Raw genomic sequence first — 15,992 nt, forward strand, 5'->3', positions numbered from 1 at the left:
CCCCTAGGGCGTCAGCAGCTTGGCATAAAGCTGTTCAAGAAAAACGGCCGCCCCGTCGTAGGGCGGCTTGTCGCCCAGCACGGCCCGCACCTGCACATCGAAATCGGCATAATGCTGGGTCAGCGCCCAGATCGAAAAGATCAGGTGATGCGGATCAATCGGGGCAATCTTTCCGGCATCAGCCCAGCCTTGAATGATAGCGGCCTTTTCATCGACCAGGGCCTTAAGGTCATTTTGCAGGATGGATTCGATTCGGGGTGCGCCCTGCAAGATTTCATTCGCAAACAGCCTGCTTTCACGCGGGAAATCGCGGCTAAGAGCCAGTTTGCGCCGGGCGTAATCCATGATTTCCTGCACCGGGTCGCCTGCTCCGTCCAGCGCCTTGAGAGGGTCGAGCCATGTGTCCAACAGCCGTTCCAGTAGGGTGGTGTGGATCGCCTCTTTTGATGGGAAATAATAGAGCAGATTGGGCTTTGACAGCCCGGCCGTCTCGGCGATCTGGTCAAGGGTGGACCCCCGAAACCCATATTTTGAAAAGACATCAAGGCCCGCCGACAGGATCGCGGCCTGATTGCGTTTCTGGATCCGGGTTTGCGGTTTTTTCATTCTGATCCCTTGCTCAATTTCCGGGCGGACAGGTATGTTCCTTGTGCATGTTGTTCCTATCGCAGGCAATCGCCTGAAATTCACGCGGAAAACTTGACTGGCCCCGAACCTCTGCTAGCGTGGATTTGACCAGTTGGTCAAACCCAGCCGGTCAAACAGAATGCAAGGAGACGAAACATGGCTGCCCCCGGCGAGAACCTCAAGATCAATGGCGCACGTTTGTGGGACAGCCTGATGGAAATGGCACAGATTGGCCCCGGCATCGCGGGTGGCAACAATCGCCAGACCCTGACCGACGCCGACAGCGACGGCCGCCATTTGTTCCAAAGCTGGTGCGAGGCTGCGGGTTGCACCATGGGCGTGGATGAGATGGGCAATATGTTCGCCCGCCGTGAAGGCACCGACCCCGACGCATTGCCTGTCTATGTCGGTTCGCATCTGGATACGCAGCCAACGGGCGGCAAATATGACGGTGTGCTGGGCGTGCTGGGCGGGCTGGAGATTATTCGCACCATGAATGATCTGGATATCAAGACAAAGCACCCCATCGTGGTGACCAACTGGACGAACGAGGAAGGCACGCGATATGCCCCTGCTATGCTGGCTTCGGGCGTTTTTGCTGGCAAGCATACGCTGGACTGGGCGTATGGGCGGGCAGATGCCGAAGGCAAGACATTCGGCGATGAACTGGCGCGGATCGGCTGGAAAGGTGATGAAAAGGTCGGTGATCGCAAGATGCACGCGTTTTTCGAACTGCACATCGAACAAGGCCCGATTTTGGAGGCCGAGGGCAAGGATATCGGCGTCGTGACCCATGGGCAGGGCCTGCGCTGGATCGAATGCACGGTGACGGGCAAGGAAAGCCACACCGGATCGACCCCGATGCATATGCGCAAGAATGCGGGGCGTGGTTTGGCGCTGGTGACCGAACTGGTGCATGAGATCGCGATGAAGAACCAGCCGAATGCGGTGGGCGCCATCGGCCATATCGACGTCTACCCCAACAGCCGCAACATCATTCCCGGCAAGGTCGTCTTTACCGTTGATATGCGCACGCATCTGCTGGACAAATTGAACGCGATGGTCGCGGAGTTGAGGGAACGCGCGCCGAAGCTGTGTGAGGATATCGGCGTGGAATTTTCCTGCGAGATCGTCGGCCAGTTCGACCCGCCCGCCTTTGACGAAGGCTGCGTCAAGGCCGTGCGCGACGCGGCCGAGCGTTTGGGGTATAGTCACATGGATATTGTGTCTGGCGCGGGGCATGACGCCTGCTGGATCAACGATGTCTACCCCACGGCAATGGTGATGTGCCCTTGTGTTGACGGGCTAAGCCATAACGAAGCGGAAGAAATAACGCCTGAATGGGCCACGGCCGGGGCGGATGTGCTGTTTCACGCGGTTGTCGAGACGGCGGAGATAGCAAGCTAGGGGGCGCTGCCCCCGACCGCGCCTTGCGCGGTCCCCCCGAGGTATTTTTGAACAGAAGAAGATCAGGGCCGCGCAGACCGCGGACAGGGAGACAAGATCATGACTACAGTCATCAAGAATGGAACAATCGTGACCGCCGATCTGACCTACAAGGCGGATGTGTTGATCGACGGCGGCAAGATTGTTGCGATCGGGCCGAACCTGGCAGGTGACGACCAGCTTGACGCCACCGGCTGCTATGTCATGCCCGGCGGAATTGACCCGCATACGCATCTGGAAATGCCGTTCATGGGCACCTATTCCACCGATGATTTCGAAAGTGGAACGCGCGCGGCCTTGGCCGGTGGCACCACGATGGTGGTGGATTTCGCGCTGCCCAGCCCCGGTCAGGGACTGCATGATGCATTGCAGATGTGGGACAACAAATCGACCCGCGCCAACTGTGACTATTCGTTTCATATGGCCGTCACCTGGTGGGGCGAGCAGGTTTTCAATGAAATGGAAAGTGTCATCAGGGATCGCGGTATCAACACCTTCAAGCATTTCATGGCCTACAAGGGCGCCTTGATGATCAACGATGACGAAATGTATGCGTCGTTCAACCGCCTGGCGGAACTGGGCGGCATTGCCATGGTGCATGCCGAAAACGGTGATGTGGTGGCCGAACTGTCGGCTAAACTGCTGGCAGCCGGCAATACCGGGCCAGAGGCGCACGCCTATTCCCGCCCCACGCAGGTCGAGGGTGAGGCGACAAACCGTGCAATCATGATTGCCGATATGGCCGGTGTGCCGCTTTATGTCGTGCATACCTCCTGCGAGGAAAGCCACGAGGCGATCCGCCGCGCGAAGATGCAGGGCAAGCGCGTCTGGGGTGAGCCGCTAATCCAGCATCTCACGCTGGACGAAAGCGAGTATTTCAACAAGGATTGGGACCATGCCGCGCGCCGCGTCATGTCGCCGCCGTTCCGCAACAAGCAGCATCAGGACAGCCTTTGGGCGGGCCTGCAAAGTGGCAGCCTGTCGGTGGTTGCGACGGACCATTGCGCGTTTTCCACCGAACAGAAACGCTATGGTGTGGGCGATTTCACCAAGATCCCCAATGGCACCGGCGGGCTTGAGGACCGGATGCCGATGCTATGGACGCATGGCGTGCGCACAGGCCGTTTGACGATGAACGAATTTGTGGCTGTGACGTCGACAAATTCCGCCAAAATCCTGAATTGTTATCCTCAAAAGGGTGCGGTTCTGGTGGGGGCCGATGCCGATCTGGTGGTCTGGGATCCGGAGAAGTCCAAGACGATTACCGCCACGACACAGCAATCGGCGATTGATTACAATGTGTTCGAAGGCAAGCAGGTGACAGGGTTGCCGCGCTTTACCCTGACACGCGGGCATGTGGCCATTCACGATGGCGAGGTCCGCACACAGGAAGGCCACGGAAAATTCGTCAAGCGCGCAGGCAATACGCCGGTCAACCGCGCCCTGTCGTCGTGGAAGGAACTGACATCGCCCCGCCCGGTCGAACGGACGGGCATTCCCGCAACGGGGGTCTGATGCCGACTGTTGCTGAATTGGCTGCCAAGGCCTTTGTGGAAGAAGAAGTTGCCACTGAACGCAATGCGTCAGTCGCGGTTGATGCGCATGATCTGAACCTGACGTTCCAGACAAACGATGGGCCAGTGCATGCGCTGAAGGATGTTAATCTGACGATCCGCAAAGGTGATTTTGTCAGCTTTATCGGGCCGTCGGGTTGCGGAAAGACGACTTTTCTGCGTTGCATCGCGGGACTGGAGCAGCCAACCGGCGGGAAACTGTCGGTCAATGGCATGACGCCCGATGAAGCCCGACGCGCACGCGCCTACGGCTATGTGTTTCAGGCGGCGGGGCTGTATCCGTGGCGGACAATCGGGGGCAATGTCAGACTACCGCTGGAGATTATGGGGTTTTCCACGGCGGAACAGGCCGAACGTGTGGCCCGTGTGCTGGCGCTGGTTGATCTGGAAGGATTTGAGAAGAAATTTCCATGGCAGTTGTCAGGTGGGATGCAACAACGCGCCAGCATCGCCCGTGCGCTGGCCTTTGATGCGGATGTGCTGTTGATGGATGAACCCTTTGGTGCGCTGGATGAAATCGTGCGGGACCATCTGAACGAACAGCTGTTGCAGCTTTGGGCGCGGACGCAAAAGACGATTGCCTTTGTCACCCATTCCATCCCCGAGGCGGTGTATCTGTCGACCAAGATCGTGGTCATGTCGCCGCGTCCGGGCCGGATCACCGATGTCATCGACAGCCCCCTGCCGAAAGAGCGGCCATTGGATATTCGTGATACGCCTGAATTCATCGCGATTGCGCATCGGGTGCGTGACGGGCTGCGTGCGGGCCATGACGATGTCTAGATGCCGCCGCCGAGAGTATTTTGAACAAAGCGGAGAGGGCATTTGATGAGATCTGTCCTGCCGGTCTTGACGGTCATCGGGGCGATCCTGCTGATCTGGATCGTTGCAGTCGTGCCAATGAACATGCATCTGACGGCTGACCAGGCGCAGCGCGACGGTTTGGGTGTTACCCCTGAAACGCCGATGGCGCGGCAGGATTATAGCGGGCTGTCGCTGAGTATCCGCAATCTGCACCTGATTCCGCTGACTTATGTGCAGCCGCGCCCGCGCCTTCCGTCGCCGCATCAGGTCGCGGCCGAGATGTGGGCGACGACCTTTGATACCCGGATCACATCGCGGCGCAGCCTCGTTTATCACGGCTGGGTCACCTTGTCGGCCACATTGTTGGGGTTTGCCATTGGCACCGGGCTGGGCATTCTGCTGGCGGTGGGGATCGTTTACAACCGTGCCATGGACATGAGCGTGATGCCCTGGGCCATCGCCAGCCAGACCATTCCTATTCTGGCATTGGCGCCCATGATCATCGTGATGCTGGGCGCGATCGGTATTCAGGGGCTGTTGCCCAAGGCGGTCATCAGCGCCTACCTGAGCTTTTTTCCTGTCGTCGTGGGGATGGTCAAGGGATTGCGCAGCCCCGATGCGATGCAGCTTGATCTGCTGCGCACCTATCATGCCAGTCCCGCACAGGGGTTCTGGAAGCTGCGGTTGCCCGCATCCGTGCCCTATTTGTTCGCGTCACTGAAAATCGGCGTATCTGCCGCGCTGGTTGGGGCTATTGTTGCGGAATTGCCCACAGGTGCGCGCGCCGGGTTTGGCGCGCGGATGCTGGTAGGTGATCAGTACGGGCAACCGATGGTGACATGGGCCGCACTGTTTGCTGCGGCGATCACGGCGGCGACGCTTGTCGGGTTATTCAGCCTGATTGAACGTCTGACCTTACGCCGCATGGGGATCGCAGGCACATGACGGCAACGGCGATCATCGGGGCGCTGGCGGTATGGGGGCTGGGGTGGTTCATCAACGCGCGGCTGGCAGCCAGCGCGCTGTCGCAGCACCGGTCTGTGCAGCTTCTGGTGCCAGCGATCTTTGGTTTGACGCTGTTGATCATGTGGGAAATGCTGGTGCGCCTGCTAGAGGTCAGCCCAATCATCCTGCCACCGCCCTCTGCGATTGCGCAGCGGTTCAGTGCGGAGTTGCCGATACTTTGGGCGGATTTCAAGCAGACGATCCTGAAAGGGGCGATGGCCGGTTATCTGATTGGTGCTTTGGCGGCCTTCGCGATTGCGATCCTGGCAGACCGGTCACCGTTTCTGACCCGTGGGATCATGCCGGTGGGCGGTTTCATGGCCGCATTGCCCATTGTCGGCACCGCGCCGATTTTCGTCAAATGGCTGGGCAGCGATTGGGAATCCAAGGCGGCTGTCGTTGGCGTGATGGTGTTTTTTCCGATCCTTGTGAATACCGTCGCCGGGCTGCGCGACACCACTGCGATGCAGCGCGACCTGATGCGGACCTATGGCGCGGGCTATTGGCCGACACTGATGAAATTGCGCCTGCCTGCGGCGATGCCGTTCATCTTTAACGGGCTGAAGATCGGCACAACCCTCGCGCTTATCGGGGCGATTGTTGCTGAATTTTTCGGCTCTCCCACAGTCGGAATGGGCTTTCGGATATCAACCAGCGTCGGCCAGCTTGCGCTTGATCTGGTCTGGGCCGAGATTGTGGTGGCAGCCATCGCAGGCAGCGCGTTCTATGGGCTGATGGCTTGGATCGAAGGGCGGGTAACGTTCTGGCACCCGTCGCAACGCAAATAACAAAGCCCGTAAAACGGGTGCAACACTGACTTGGAGGTCAAAATGAAGAAATTGATGATGGCCGCGGCCCTTGCCGCGGGACTGGGCGGGATGGCACATGCCGATGCCCACGCCAATGATGTGACATTGCAGTTGCAATGGGTCACGCAGGCGCAATTCGCCGGCTACTATGTGGCGCAGGATCAGGGGTTTTATGACGAAGAAGGATTGAACGTCACCATCCTGCCCGGCGGCCCCGATATCGCCCCGCCGCAGGTTCTGGCTGGTGGTGGCGCGGATGTCATGCTCAACTGGATGCCCTCGGCACTGGCGGCACGGGAAAAAGGCCTGCCGGTCGTGAATATCGCGCAGCCGTTCAAATCTTCCGGGCTGATGCTGACCTGCTGGAAGGATACCGGCATTGAAAGCGTCGAGGATTTCAAGGGCCGGACAATCGGCGTCTGGTTTTTTGGCAACGAATACCCGTTTCTCAGCTGGATGAGCCGCGAAGGCATTTCCACAGATGGCGGGCCGGATGGTGTCACCGTACTGAAGCAGGGGTTCAACGTTGATCCGCTGTTGCAGCGGCAGGCCGACTGCATTTCGACCATGACTTATAACGAATATGGTCAGGTGTTGGACGCCGGTGTTTCACCTGACGAATTGATCACGTTCAAATACGAAGATCAGGGTGTTGCCACATTGGAAGACGGGATTTACGCGCTAGAGGAAAATCTGGAAGATCCTGTGTTCGTCGATAAGATGGTCCGCTTTGTGCGGGCGTCCATGAAGGGCTGGAAATGGGCCGAGGAAAACCCCGAAGCGGCGGCCATGATCGTGCTGGATAACGACGAAACTGGTGCCCAGAACGAGGCTGCACAGATTCGCATGATGGGCGAAATCGCCAAGCTGACCGCCGGATCGAACGGCGCTCTTGATCCCGCCGATTACCAGCGGACGGTGGATGCACTGTTGGCGGGCGGGTCCGACCCGGTGATTTCGACGGAACCCGAGGGCGCATGGACACATGCGATCACGGATCAGGCGCTGAACTGATCTGCGGTCAGGATGAAACAAGCGGGCGCCGGTGAAAACTGGCGCCCGGTTGCATTTGGGATGTTAAGCACCGGGTTGTCCCAGCCGCGTTATGACCGCAACTGGCTCGATTGCGAATGGCACGACAGCCAAGCACGATCCATTGCGCGTCAATTTTGCAGGACAGATTTTTGCCTTACGCTTTGCGCGTTTTGCGGCGCCCGAATGCAAGCGCGCCAAGACCCGTCAACAGCAGCAGTCCACCGGCCGGCAGCGGGACCGCGCTAAGGGTCGGGTCGATCTGCACCGTGTATTTCCCGTTACCAAAGAAGGCCGTTGAATAGGCGTCTTCCATGTCGTCGGGAAAGAAGGCCTTCCATCCCGCGATACCAAGCGTATAGGTTCCCTCGGCGGGTGTATTGGCGCCGCTGAAGGACAGCGTTGCGGTATTCCCACCGCCGCGCTTTGCTGCTGCGGTCGCCATCAGGCCAGAGCTGGAATACAGCCCGATCACTTCGCTGAGATTTTTACCTGGCTTGCTTGTGACAGAAATATTGAGTGCTGACACAAAGAACCCATCAGGCGCCACCAGAGAAAATTCTATGAAATCGACTGATTGCTTGCGTAATTTATTCGAGATCGTAACGCCGTCCGTCACATCGCCGTATTTATAGGTTGCAGCGGAACTGGCCGTTGCGGATACGACGGCAAGAGCGCCGGCAAGTAGAAAAGACTTAAATTTCATATTCAGATTCCAGTGTACCGATATTAACTTGAGCGACAAAATATGGCTCATAACTATTTGACGCATTTCTCTGTTGCCCCGCCTAGAACTGAAATGCGTTTGAATTAGGGCTGCATTCTGTCTTTCGGGCGCAAATTGTCGCTATTTACAGCAAGCCGATGTCGGGGTTCCCTTACGTGGCCACGACGCGCCTGCCCATGTCCGCATGTGATCGGCTAAAGGCGGGGTAGACCCCGCACGACGTCGTTGCACGGCTATCCCCGATAAGTCGCCAGAATATCCCCTGCAGCCGGGGTCGCCTCATATACTGCGCGGGCAATCGCACGACTCAGGCATGTGGCGGCGGCGGCCGATATGGATTGAAGGGCGGCAACATCGACGTCACCGTCGGTGCCCGTCGCCACTCCGAACACCAGATCACCGTCAAGCGGGGTATGTGACGGCACGATGGCGCGCGCCATGCCGTCATGCGCAGTGACAGCGAGCCTGTGGCATTGCACCTTGGTCAGCGGTGCGTCGGTGGCGACGATCGCGATGGTAGTGTTCATGCCTCGGGTGGCCTGCATTTGCATAGCCTGTTCCTTGCGGCTGCGACGCGCAATGGCCAGTCCCGACTGCGGGTCGGGGCCTGCGCGGCCGAATTCGCCGCCTAGCTCGAACGGGGCGGCCCAGAAATGACGCTCGCCCGGCGTGGTCACGCTGCCCAGTGCGTTGACCGCAACCAGGGCACCGACGGTCGTGCCATCAGGCAGGACAAGCGATGCCGACCCCAAGCCACCTTTTTGCATCGCGGTCAGCGCACCGGTGCCTGCGCCAGCCGTGCCGATGGCGAAATCCGGTGTTGCAGTCTCCAGCGCCGCACGGCCCAGCGCGCGGTAGGGATTTTCACCCCAATCCTTGGCCCCGCCGTTGATCAGATCAAAGATGATCGCGCCTGGCACGATGGGCACGCGCACAGGCCCCACGGCAAAACCGCGCCCCTGCGCGCGCAGCCCGTCCATGACACCCGAACAGGCATCAAGCCCGTAAGCGGACCCGCCTGACAGCACCAGCGCATCGACTTGTTGCACGGTCTTGTCAGGGGCCAGCAGATCGGTTTCGCGGGTCCCCGGTGCGCCGCCCATGACATGCACGCTGGCGACAAAGGGTGCGTCGCCGACCACAACGGTCGTGCCGGTCTTGATGTGATCGTCTTGCGCATTGCCAACGCGCAGCCCCGCCACATCGGTGATCAGGTTGCGGGGGCCGGGTGTGACGGCATGGGCCATGTGTCGCCTCTTGTACTGTTTGCCCGCATGATCGTCGTGTTCACCCGTGAAAACAAGGCTGCCTTCATGCGGTGCCCGTGGCGGGCAAACGCGGGGCGGCGGCGATCAGGGATTGGGTATAGGGGTGTTGCGGGGTGGTCAAAACAGTCTCTGTTTCGCCGTATTCCACGATTTTTCCTGCCTGCATCACCAGTACCCTATCGGTGATGCTGCGCACGACGGAAAGGTCATGGCTGATGAACAAATAGGCCAGCGGGCGCTTGCGGCACAGATCGGCGATCAAATCCAGCACCTGCGCGCGCACGGAAACATCAAGCGCGGACACCGCCTCGTCAAAGATAATCAGTTCAGGTTTAGCGATCAGCGCGCGGGCGATGGCGATGCGCTGACGCTGACCGCCGGAAAATTCGTGGATGTATTTATCCGCATCATCCGGCGACAGGCCGACATCGCGCAGCGCGGTGGCAATCGCCACGTCACGCGCGGCACCGCTGGGCGGGGCGTCCAGCAGGTGAAACGGTTCGGTGATCAGCCGCGCGACCCTGTGGCGGGGGTTGAAGCTGCTGTAGGGATCCTGGAACACCACCTGCATCTTGCGCCGCACGGCAAGGTTGGGGCGGTGCCCGGTGAAAACCGGCTGCCCGTTCAGTGTGATCCGGCCGCCTTGCGGCTCTTCCAGCCCCAGAATGGCCCGTGTCAGGGTCGATTTTCCGCTGCCGCTTTCGCCGACAAGCCCGACGCGTTCGCCGTGGTCGATGTGGAAGCTGACATCGTCAAGCGCCTTGAACCGGGCGCGCGGGCCAAGCAGGGTTTGGCGCGGCAGGGGGTAATCGCGCGTGACGTTCTGCACGGTCAAAAGCGTTGGGGCAGGGGTATGTGCAGGCAGATCGACAGCATGGGCCGATGCGGCGAACAGTGCGCGGGTATAGGGATTCTGCATTTTGTGCAGCAAGTCCCGGGTCGGGCCGGATTCCACGACACGCCCCTTTTCCATCACGACAATCCGGTCGGCCACGTCGGCCACCACGGCAAGGTCATGGGTGATCAGCAACAGCCCCATATCAAAATCGCGCACCAGGTCGCGCAGCAGATCTAGGATGCGGGCCTGTGTTGTCACATCCAGCGCGGTGGTCGGTTCATCCGCGATCAGCAGTTTTGGATGCCGTGCGATGGCCATGGCGATGCAAACGCGCTGGCGCTGCCCGCCGGACAGTTCGTGTGGATAGCGCGTTGGGGGCTGGCTTAGTCCAACCCGTTGCAGCATGGCGGCGGCGCGCGCATGGGCCTGCGCCTTGGGCGCGCGTTCATGGATCAGGATCGTTTCGGCCACCTGCGCGCCGATGGTCTGGACCGGGTTCAGCGCGGTCATGGGTTCCTGAAATACCATGCCCATCGTGTTGCCGCGCATGCGGCACAGGGCGGGTTCGGGCGTTTGCAGGATCTCTGTACGATCCAGCATGATCTGGCCAGTGGGCACCGCGCCCCGGGGCAACAGGCCCATGATCGCCAGCGCCGTCATGGATTTGCCCGACCCGCTCTCGCCGGTGATGGCGGTGATTTCGCCGGGCTGCATGGACAGGCCGACATCATGCAGGATTGGAGTGGCATTGATCCGCAGCGACAGGTTTTTGATGTCCAGCAGCGTCATAGCCGCGCCACCCGCAAGCGTGGGTCCAGCCAGTCGCGCAGCCCGTCCCCCAGCAGGTTCAGCCCCAGCACCATGAATAGGATCGCAAATCCGGGGATCAGGGCGGTATGCGGCGCGATGCTGACCAGCGTTTGCGCATCGGCCAGCATCCGCCCCCAACTGGCGGTCGGCGGCTGTGCGCCAAGGCCGATATATGACAGCGCGGCCTCGGCCAAAATGCCAAGGCTGAACTGGATCGTCCCTTGCACGATCATCAGGTTGGTGATGTTGGGCAGGATATGTTCCACCGAAATGCGGGCCGCCGATTTGCCGCAGACGCGGGCGGCAAGGATAAAGTCACGTTCCCACAAGGGCAGGGCCGCACCGCGTGTCAGGCGGGCAAAGACAGGCACGTTAAAGATACCGATGGCGATGATCGCATTCACCGCAGAGGCGCCGAACACGGCTGTAATCAGAATCGCAATGACCAGCGACGGAAAGGCAAAGATCAGGTCATTGCCGCGCATGATCACCTCGTCCAACAGTGTCCCGCGCCTTGCGGCGGCCAATAGCCCCAGCGGGATTCCGAGCACCATGCCGATCCCCACCGCGACCAACGCGACCGCAATTGACGTGCGTGCGCCCATCATGATCATCGACAGGATATCGCGCCCGAAATGGTCGGTGCCCAGCAAATGCGCACCGCCCGGCGCTTGCAGCTTGCCCGCGATATCCAGCGTTTCGATATCAAAGGGAGTCCAGACAAATGACACGACCGACAGAGCGATAAAAACCGCCGTCAATGCGCTGCCTGTGATCAGGTTTCGGTCCATCATCTGCGCCGCAGTCTTGGATCTACGGCGGCATAGGCCAGATCGACCGCGAAATTCACCACGATCACCAGAAACACCAGCAACATCACCACGCTTTCCACCACGATCAGGTCGCGTGCGCTGATGGATTGAAAGATCAGCCGCCCCAGACCGGGCAGGAAAAACACCTGTTCGATGATGATGCCGCCAGCCAGCAGGAACGAGAATTGCAGCCCGATGATCGTCAGCACCGGGATCAACGCGTTGCGCACCGCGTGTTTCCAAAGCGCCTGTCGGCGCGACAGCCCCTTGGCGCGGGCGGTGCGGATGAAATCCTCGCCCAGCATGTCCAGCAACGATGACCGCATGACGCGCGCCAGAATGGCCGCCTGCGGCAGGGCCAGCGCGATGGCAGGCAATGTAAGCGATTTGAGCGCCAGTGCGGGATTGTCCCAGCCGGGAAAGCCGCCAGCGGAAAACCAGCGCAGATTGATGGCAAAGATCAGCACAAGGATCATCGCGAACCAGAAATTCGGAATCGCGACACCCAGTTGTGTGGCCCCCATGATCGTGATGTCACCCGCCCCGCCGCGGCGGCTGGCCGCATAGATCCCCGCCGGAAAGGCGATAAGGGTCGACAGGATCAGCGCATAAGCCGCCAACGGCAGTGACACCCAGATCCGGTCGCTGATCAATTCGGCCACTGGTGTCTTATAGGTCCACGACGTCCCAAAGTCGCCCTGCATCATGCCCCCAATCCACGCAAAATACCGCTGGAACAGTGACTGATCCAGCCCCATCTCCGCCCGCAGCGCCGCAATGGTATCGGGCCGTGCGTTGACGCCCAGCATAAAGGCCGCCGGATCGCCCGGGATCACCTCGATCACGGCGAAAATCACCAGCGAGGCGACGATCAGGCTGATGGCCAGCGATGTCAGGCGGCCAAGTGTGTAGCGGATCATGCCTGCCCCGATGAACCTGCCGCGGGCATCAGATCAGTTGGCCCGGCTGACCGCAGTCAGATCGACGGCAGCGGTGGGCTGGTTCACCCATAACCCGCGAATATCTGCCTTGGCCACGGTCGCCACGGCCAGTTCGAACAGGAAGCCGTTTACATAATCATCCGCGATGATCCGCTGTGCAGCCTTGAGTAGCGCGCTGCGCCCGCCTGCATCTGTCGTGGCGTTCAACTGCGTCATCACAGCGCGGAAGGACGGGTTGTCATACTGGAAATAATAATCGGGGTTGGCGTAAATTCCGATATCCATCGGTTCGGTATGGCTGACGATGGACAGGCCGAAATCCTTATTCGTGAACACCTCCTCGATCCACTGGGCCCATTCGAGATTGGTAATCTCGGTTTCGATCCCGACCGCGCGCAGTTGGCTTGCGATAATCTCGCCGCCGCGGCGGGCATAGCTGGGTGGGGGCAGTTTCAGCGTGGTGGTGAACCCGTCGGCGAAACCCGCCTCGGCCAGCAAGGCGCGCGCCTTGTCGGGGTCATGGGGGGAATTGCCCAGCATATCCAGATAGTCAGGATGATGCGGGGCGAAATGGGTGCCGATCGGTGTGCCAAGGCCGAACATTGCCCCGTCGATAATCGCCTGCCGGTCGATGGCATGGGCCACGGCCTGCCGGACCAGTCGGTTATCAAAGGGGGGCATCTTGTTGTTGATCGACAGGATTGTTTCGCCTTCGGTATTGCCGATCAGCACCTGAAACCGCGGGTCGGCCTGAAACTGCGGCAGGTTTTCAGGGGCGGGAAAGCCGATGAATGCGTCCACATCCTCGGCCATGACGGCGGCAAAGGCGGCGGTCGGATCGCTGATGAACCGAAAGGTTGCAGACCCTAACACAGCCGGATTACCCCAATAGTCGTCGTTGCGCATCAGCTCGATCCGGTCGCCCTGCACCCAGTCGGCAAAGACAAACGGCCCGGTTCCGATGGGGTTGCTGGCGATATTACCGATGCTTTCAGGCGCGACGATTACGGCGTCGCCCCATGCCATGTTGAACGGGAACATCCCGTCGGGTTGGTCCAGCATGATCTGCACCGTCAGCGGATCAACCACAGTGACATCGGCAATACCCGCAAACAGCCCCTTTTGCGCATTTGTGCTGTCGTCGGCGCGCGCGCGGTCAAGGCTGAATTTCACATCTTCGGCGTCCATCGTCGTGCCGTCGTGAAAGGTCACGCCGTCATGCAACATGAACAGATAGGTCAGCCCGTCATCCGATACCGCCCAGCTTTCCGCCAACCCCGGAATGATCGCGCCGTCAGCGGCGAAACGGGTCAGCCCTTCGAACACATTGGCGTATAACACACTGTCAATCGCCTGCGCCGCCCCGCTGGTGGGGTCAAGGTTTGGCGGTTCCAGCTGGATGGCAACGGAAATGCTGTCCTGTGCAAGAGCTGCGGGTGCGCAAAGGGCGATGGCTGATGCCACGATGATGCGGTTGAGATGATGCATGGTTTCCCCCGTTGTTCCGGGCAGTCTTGACCCAACGCGGGGGCAAATCAAGCCCTTGGCACTGGAAAGCGCGGGGGCGTGCTGCTATCTGCCGCCGCAACACGCATCATGCCGGAGGACGAGATGAGCGCGACTGCCAAGAAGCGGGCCCCACTGCCGGATGATATCCGCGCCGCCAAAGGCGGCACACCGCTGGTCAGCCTGACGGCCTATACCACGCCCATGGCGCAAATGATGGATGCACATTGCGATTTTGTCCTGGTAGGCGACAGTGTGGGGATGGTGCTGCATGGTTTGCCGTCCACGCTGGGCGTGACGATGGAGATGATGATCATGCACGGGCGGGCAGTGGCCCGCGGGCTGACGCGCGCCATGATGGTGATCGACATGCCCTTCGGGTCATACGAGGAAAGCCCGCAACAGGCGTTTCGCAACGCAGCAAGGCTGATGGCGGAAACCGGCGCGGGTGCGGTCAAGCTGGAAGGCGGCGTGGCGATGGCCGAAACGATTGCCTTTCTGGTTGCACGGGGTGTTCCCGTCATGGCCCATATCGGGCTGACGCCACAGTCGATCAACACGCTGGGCGGCTACAAGGTGCAGGGCCGTGGTGCCGCGCGTGATGCGCTGCTGGCCGATGCGCAGGCAGTCGCGGATGCGGGCGCGTTTGCCGTGGTGCTGGAAAAGGTGCCTGCGGGCCTCGCGGATGAGATCACGGCGCTTGTGCCGGTTCCGACGATCGGGATCGGGGCCAGCGCGGGGTGTGATGGGCAGATTTTGGTGGTCGATGACATGCTGGGGTTGTTCACTGCCTTCAAGGCGAAATTCGTGAAACGTTATGCGCATCTGGGTGATGATGGGGCGGCGGCCGTTGCCGCCTATGCCGCCGATGTGCGGGCACGGGCGTTTCCGGCTGCCGAACATGTTTTCGCAGACGAGGCCCCAAAGTGATCGCGCCCATCGAACGGACGCTCGCGGGCCTGCGTGCGCAAACGGCGATCTGGCATAAGGCGGAGGAAACCATTGGCGTCGTGCCCACGATGGGCGCGCTGCATCAGGGGCATCTGTCGCTGGCGCGTGCGGCGCGTGCGGCCTGTGACCGGGTGATCGTGACGATCTTTGTGAACCCCAGGCAGTTCAACAACCCCGACGATCTGGCCAGCTATCCGCGCACTGAACAGGACGACGCGCGCAAACTGGAATCGACCGGCGTTGACCTGATCTATGTGCCGTCGCCCGATCAGATTTACCCCGACGGGTTCGCGACCACCGTGACGGTCGCAGGGCTGACAGATATGCTGTGCGGTGCATCCCGCCCCGGCCACTTCGATGGGGTGGCGACGGTGGTGCCCAAGCTGTTCTTGCAGACCAGCGCTGATTTCGCGTTCTTTGGCGAAAAGGATTACCAGCAATTACAGGTCGTCCGCCGCATGGCCGCCGATCTTGATATTCCCATTGAGGTCATTGGCTGTCCCACCATCCGCGAAGAAGACGGGCTGGCGATGTCATCGCGCAATCTGTTGCTGTCCGACAGGTCGCGGATCAAGGCGCCGGTGCTTGCCGAGGTGATGCAGGATATGCGCGCGCAGTTGCAGGCAGGTGCAGGCATGGCGCAGATCGTCGAGGATGCGCGGACGCTGATACTGGCTGCGGGGTTTACCAGGATCGACTATCTTGAGCTGCGCGACGGCAATGATTTATCGCTGCTGGACCGTTCGAGTCCGGGTGCGCGACTGTTCGCGGCGGCATGGCTGGCGGGGGTGCGCTTGATCGACAACATCGCGGTGTCGGGACCGTCGGGGTAAACCCCTGCC

At 60.4% G+C, this 15,992-nt stretch carries 15 protein-coding genes; 8 read left to right on the forward strand and 7 right to left on the reverse strand.

Translation table 11 applies throughout. The features are described from left to right. Positions 1 to 3: 3 nt before the first annotated feature. Entirely contained in the window at positions 4 to 606 is a 603-nt protein-coding gene (locus ACTG4B_RS04445; protein WP_439154480.1) for a TetR family transcriptional regulator C-terminal domain-containing protein, read from the reverse strand. Positions 607 to 783: 177 nt separating this feature from the next. Between ACTG4B_RS04445 and ACTG4B_RS04450 the strand changes: the two genes are divergently transcribed. The 6 genes from ACTG4B_RS04450 to ACTG4B_RS04475 all read left to right on the forward strand — a co-directional run bounded on the left by ACTG4B_RS04450 (position 784) and on the right by ACTG4B_RS04475 (position 7,279). Then, a complete protein-coding gene (locus tag ACTG4B_RS04450; protein ID WP_439154481.1) occupies positions 784 to 2,034 on the forward strand; it encodes a Zn-dependent hydrolase in 1,251 nt (416 codons plus the stop codon). Positions 2,035 to 2,133: 99 nt separating this feature from the next. Then, on the forward strand, positions 2,134 to 3,588 hold the full coding sequence (hydA, locus tag ACTG4B_RS04455; RefSeq protein WP_439154482.1) for a dihydropyrimidinase: 1,455 nt from the start codon (positions 2,134 to 2,136) through the stop codon (positions 3,586 to 3,588). Continuing rightward, positions 3,588 to 4,430, forward strand: coding sequence for an ABC transporter ATP-binding protein (locus ACTG4B_RS04460; protein WP_439154483.1), 843 nt, complete (start codon positions 3,588 to 3,590; stop codon positions 4,428 to 4,430). Before hydA ends, ACTG4B_RS04460 begins: the two co-directional genes overlap by 1 nt. A 45-nt stretch (positions 4,431 to 4,475) precedes the next feature. Continuing rightward, a complete protein-coding gene (locus ACTG4B_RS04465; protein ID WP_439154484.1) occupies positions 4,476 to 5,396 on the forward strand; it encodes an ABC transporter permease in 921 nt (306 codons plus the stop codon). After that, on the forward strand, positions 5,393 to 6,244 hold the full coding sequence (locus ACTG4B_RS04470) for an ABC transporter permease (RefSeq protein ID WP_439154485.1): 852 nt from the start codon (positions 5,393 to 5,395) through the stop codon (positions 6,242 to 6,244). The genes ACTG4B_RS04465 and ACTG4B_RS04470 overlap by 4 nt, the downstream gene beginning before the upstream one ends. Before the next feature lie 42 nt (positions 6,245 to 6,286). Next, positions 6,287 to 7,279, forward strand: coding sequence for an ABC transporter substrate-binding protein (locus ACTG4B_RS04475; RefSeq protein ID WP_439154486.1), 993 nt, complete (start codon positions 6,287 to 6,289; stop codon positions 7,277 to 7,279). Between the two features lie 175 nt (positions 7,280 to 7,454). On the opposite strand, the gene ACTG4B_RS04480 is transcribed toward ACTG4B_RS04475, so the two are convergent. From ACTG4B_RS04480 to ACTG4B_RS04505, 6 genes are all read right to left on the reverse strand, one after another. Beyond that, positions 7,455 to 8,054 carry a VPLPA-CTERM sorting domain-containing protein gene (locus tag ACTG4B_RS04480; RefSeq protein ID WP_439154487.1) on the reverse strand — a complete coding sequence of 200 codons (600 nt, stop codon included), beginning with the start codon at positions 8,052 to 8,054 and terminating at the stop codon, positions 7,455 to 7,457. Positions 8,055 to 8,257: 203 nt separating this feature from the next. After that, a complete protein-coding gene (locus ACTG4B_RS04485) occupies positions 8,258 to 9,271 on the reverse strand; it encodes a P1 family peptidase (RefSeq protein ID WP_439154488.1) in 1,014 nt (337 codons plus the stop codon). A 64-nt stretch (positions 9,272 to 9,335) separates the two neighbouring features. Further along, on the reverse strand, positions 9,336 to 10,919 hold the full coding sequence (locus tag ACTG4B_RS04490) for an ABC transporter ATP-binding protein (protein ID WP_439154489.1): 1,584 nt from the start codon (positions 10,917 to 10,919) through the stop codon (positions 9,336 to 9,338). Continuing rightward, positions 10,916 to 11,731, reverse strand: a complete 816-nt coding sequence (locus tag ACTG4B_RS04495; protein ID WP_439154533.1) for an ABC transporter permease — start codon at positions 11,729 to 11,731, stop codon at positions 10,916 to 10,918. The genes ACTG4B_RS04490 and ACTG4B_RS04495 overlap by 4 nt, the downstream gene beginning before the upstream one ends. Continuing rightward, positions 11,731 to 12,672 carry an ABC transporter permease gene (locus tag ACTG4B_RS04500; protein WP_439154490.1) on the reverse strand — a complete coding sequence of 314 codons (942 nt, stop codon included), beginning with the start codon at positions 12,670 to 12,672 and terminating at the stop codon, positions 11,731 to 11,733. Before ACTG4B_RS04500 ends, ACTG4B_RS04495 begins: the two co-directional genes overlap by 1 nt. A 33-nt stretch (positions 12,673 to 12,705) precedes the next feature. Then, positions 12,706 to 14,181: an ABC transporter substrate-binding protein gene (locus ACTG4B_RS04505; RefSeq protein WP_439154491.1), complete on the reverse strand. Its 1,476-nt coding sequence runs from the start codon at positions 14,179 to 14,181 to the stop codon at positions 12,706 to 12,708. A gap of 123 nt (positions 14,182 to 14,304) precedes the next feature. Between ACTG4B_RS04505 and panB the strand changes: the two genes are divergently transcribed. Beyond that, positions 14,305 to 15,129 carry a 3-methyl-2-oxobutanoate hydroxymethyltransferase gene (gene panB / locus ACTG4B_RS04510; RefSeq protein WP_439154492.1) on the forward strand — a complete coding sequence of 275 codons (825 nt, stop codon included), beginning with the start codon at positions 14,305 to 14,307 and terminating at the stop codon, positions 15,127 to 15,129. Continuing rightward, on the forward strand, positions 15,126 to 15,983 hold the full coding sequence (gene panC / locus ACTG4B_RS04515; protein ID WP_439154493.1) for a pantoate--beta-alanine ligase: 858 nt from the start codon (positions 15,126 to 15,128) through the stop codon (positions 15,981 to 15,983). The genes panB and panC overlap by 4 nt, the downstream gene beginning before the upstream one ends. The last annotated feature ends 9 nt before the right edge of the window (positions 15,984 to 15,992 follow it).

It is taken from the genome of Yoonia sp. (genome assembly GCF_965660735.1).
Taxonomy (GTDB): Bacteria; Pseudomonadota; Alphaproteobacteria; order Rhodobacterales; family Rhodobacteraceae; genus Yoonia.

Excerpts from the sequence above, each read along its gene's own strand:
- ACTG4B_RS04505 (WP_439154491.1), bottom strand. The coding sequence starts at position 14,181 with ATGCATCATCTCAACCGCATCATCGTGGCATCAGCCATCGCCCTTTGC.
- ACTG4B_RS04445 (WP_439154480.1), bottom strand. The coding sequence starts at position 606 with ATGAAAAAACCGCAAACCCGGATCCAGAAACGCAATCAGGCCGCGATC.
- ACTG4B_RS04490 (WP_439154489.1), bottom strand. The coding sequence starts at position 10,919 with ATGACGCTGCTGGACATCAAAAACCTGTCGCTGCGGATCAATGCCACT.
- ACTG4B_RS04460 (WP_439154483.1), top strand. The coding sequence starts at position 3,588 with ATGCCGACTGTTGCTGAATTGGCTGCCAAGGCCTTTGTGGAAGAAGAA.
- ACTG4B_RS04450 (WP_439154481.1), top strand. The coding sequence starts at position 784 with ATGGCTGCCCCCGGCGAGAACCTCAAGATCAATGGCGCACGTTTGTGG.
- ACTG4B_RS04495 (WP_439154533.1), bottom strand. The coding sequence starts at position 11,731 with ATGGACCGAAACCTGATCACAGGCAGCGCATTGACGGCGGTTTTTATC.
- panB (WP_439154492.1), top strand. The coding sequence starts at position 14,305 with ATGAGCGCGACTGCCAAGAAGCGGGCCCCACTGCCGGATGATATCCGC.
- hydA (WP_439154482.1), top strand. The coding sequence starts at position 2,134 with ATGACTACAGTCATCAAGAATGGAACAATCGTGACCGCCGATCTGACC.
- ACTG4B_RS04480 (WP_439154487.1), bottom strand. The coding sequence starts at position 8,054 with ATGAGCCATATTTTGTCGCTCAAGTTAATATCGGTACACTGGAATCTG.
- ACTG4B_RS04470 (WP_439154485.1), top strand. The coding sequence starts at position 5,393 with ATGACGGCAACGGCGATCATCGGGGCGCTGGCGGTATGGGGGCTGGGG.
- ACTG4B_RS04475 (WP_439154486.1), top strand. The coding sequence starts at position 6,287 with ATGAAGAAATTGATGATGGCCGCGGCCCTTGCCGCGGGACTGGGCGGG.
- ACTG4B_RS04500 (WP_439154490.1), bottom strand. The coding sequence starts at position 12,672 with ATGATCCGCTACACACTTGGCCGCCTGACATCGCTGGCCATCAGCCTG.
- ACTG4B_RS04485 (WP_439154488.1), bottom strand. The coding sequence starts at position 9,271 with ATGGCCCATGCCGTCACACCCGGCCCCCGCAACCTGATCACCGATGTG.
- ACTG4B_RS04465 (WP_439154484.1), top strand. The coding sequence starts at position 4,476 with ATGAGATCTGTCCTGCCGGTCTTGACGGTCATCGGGGCGATCCTGCTG.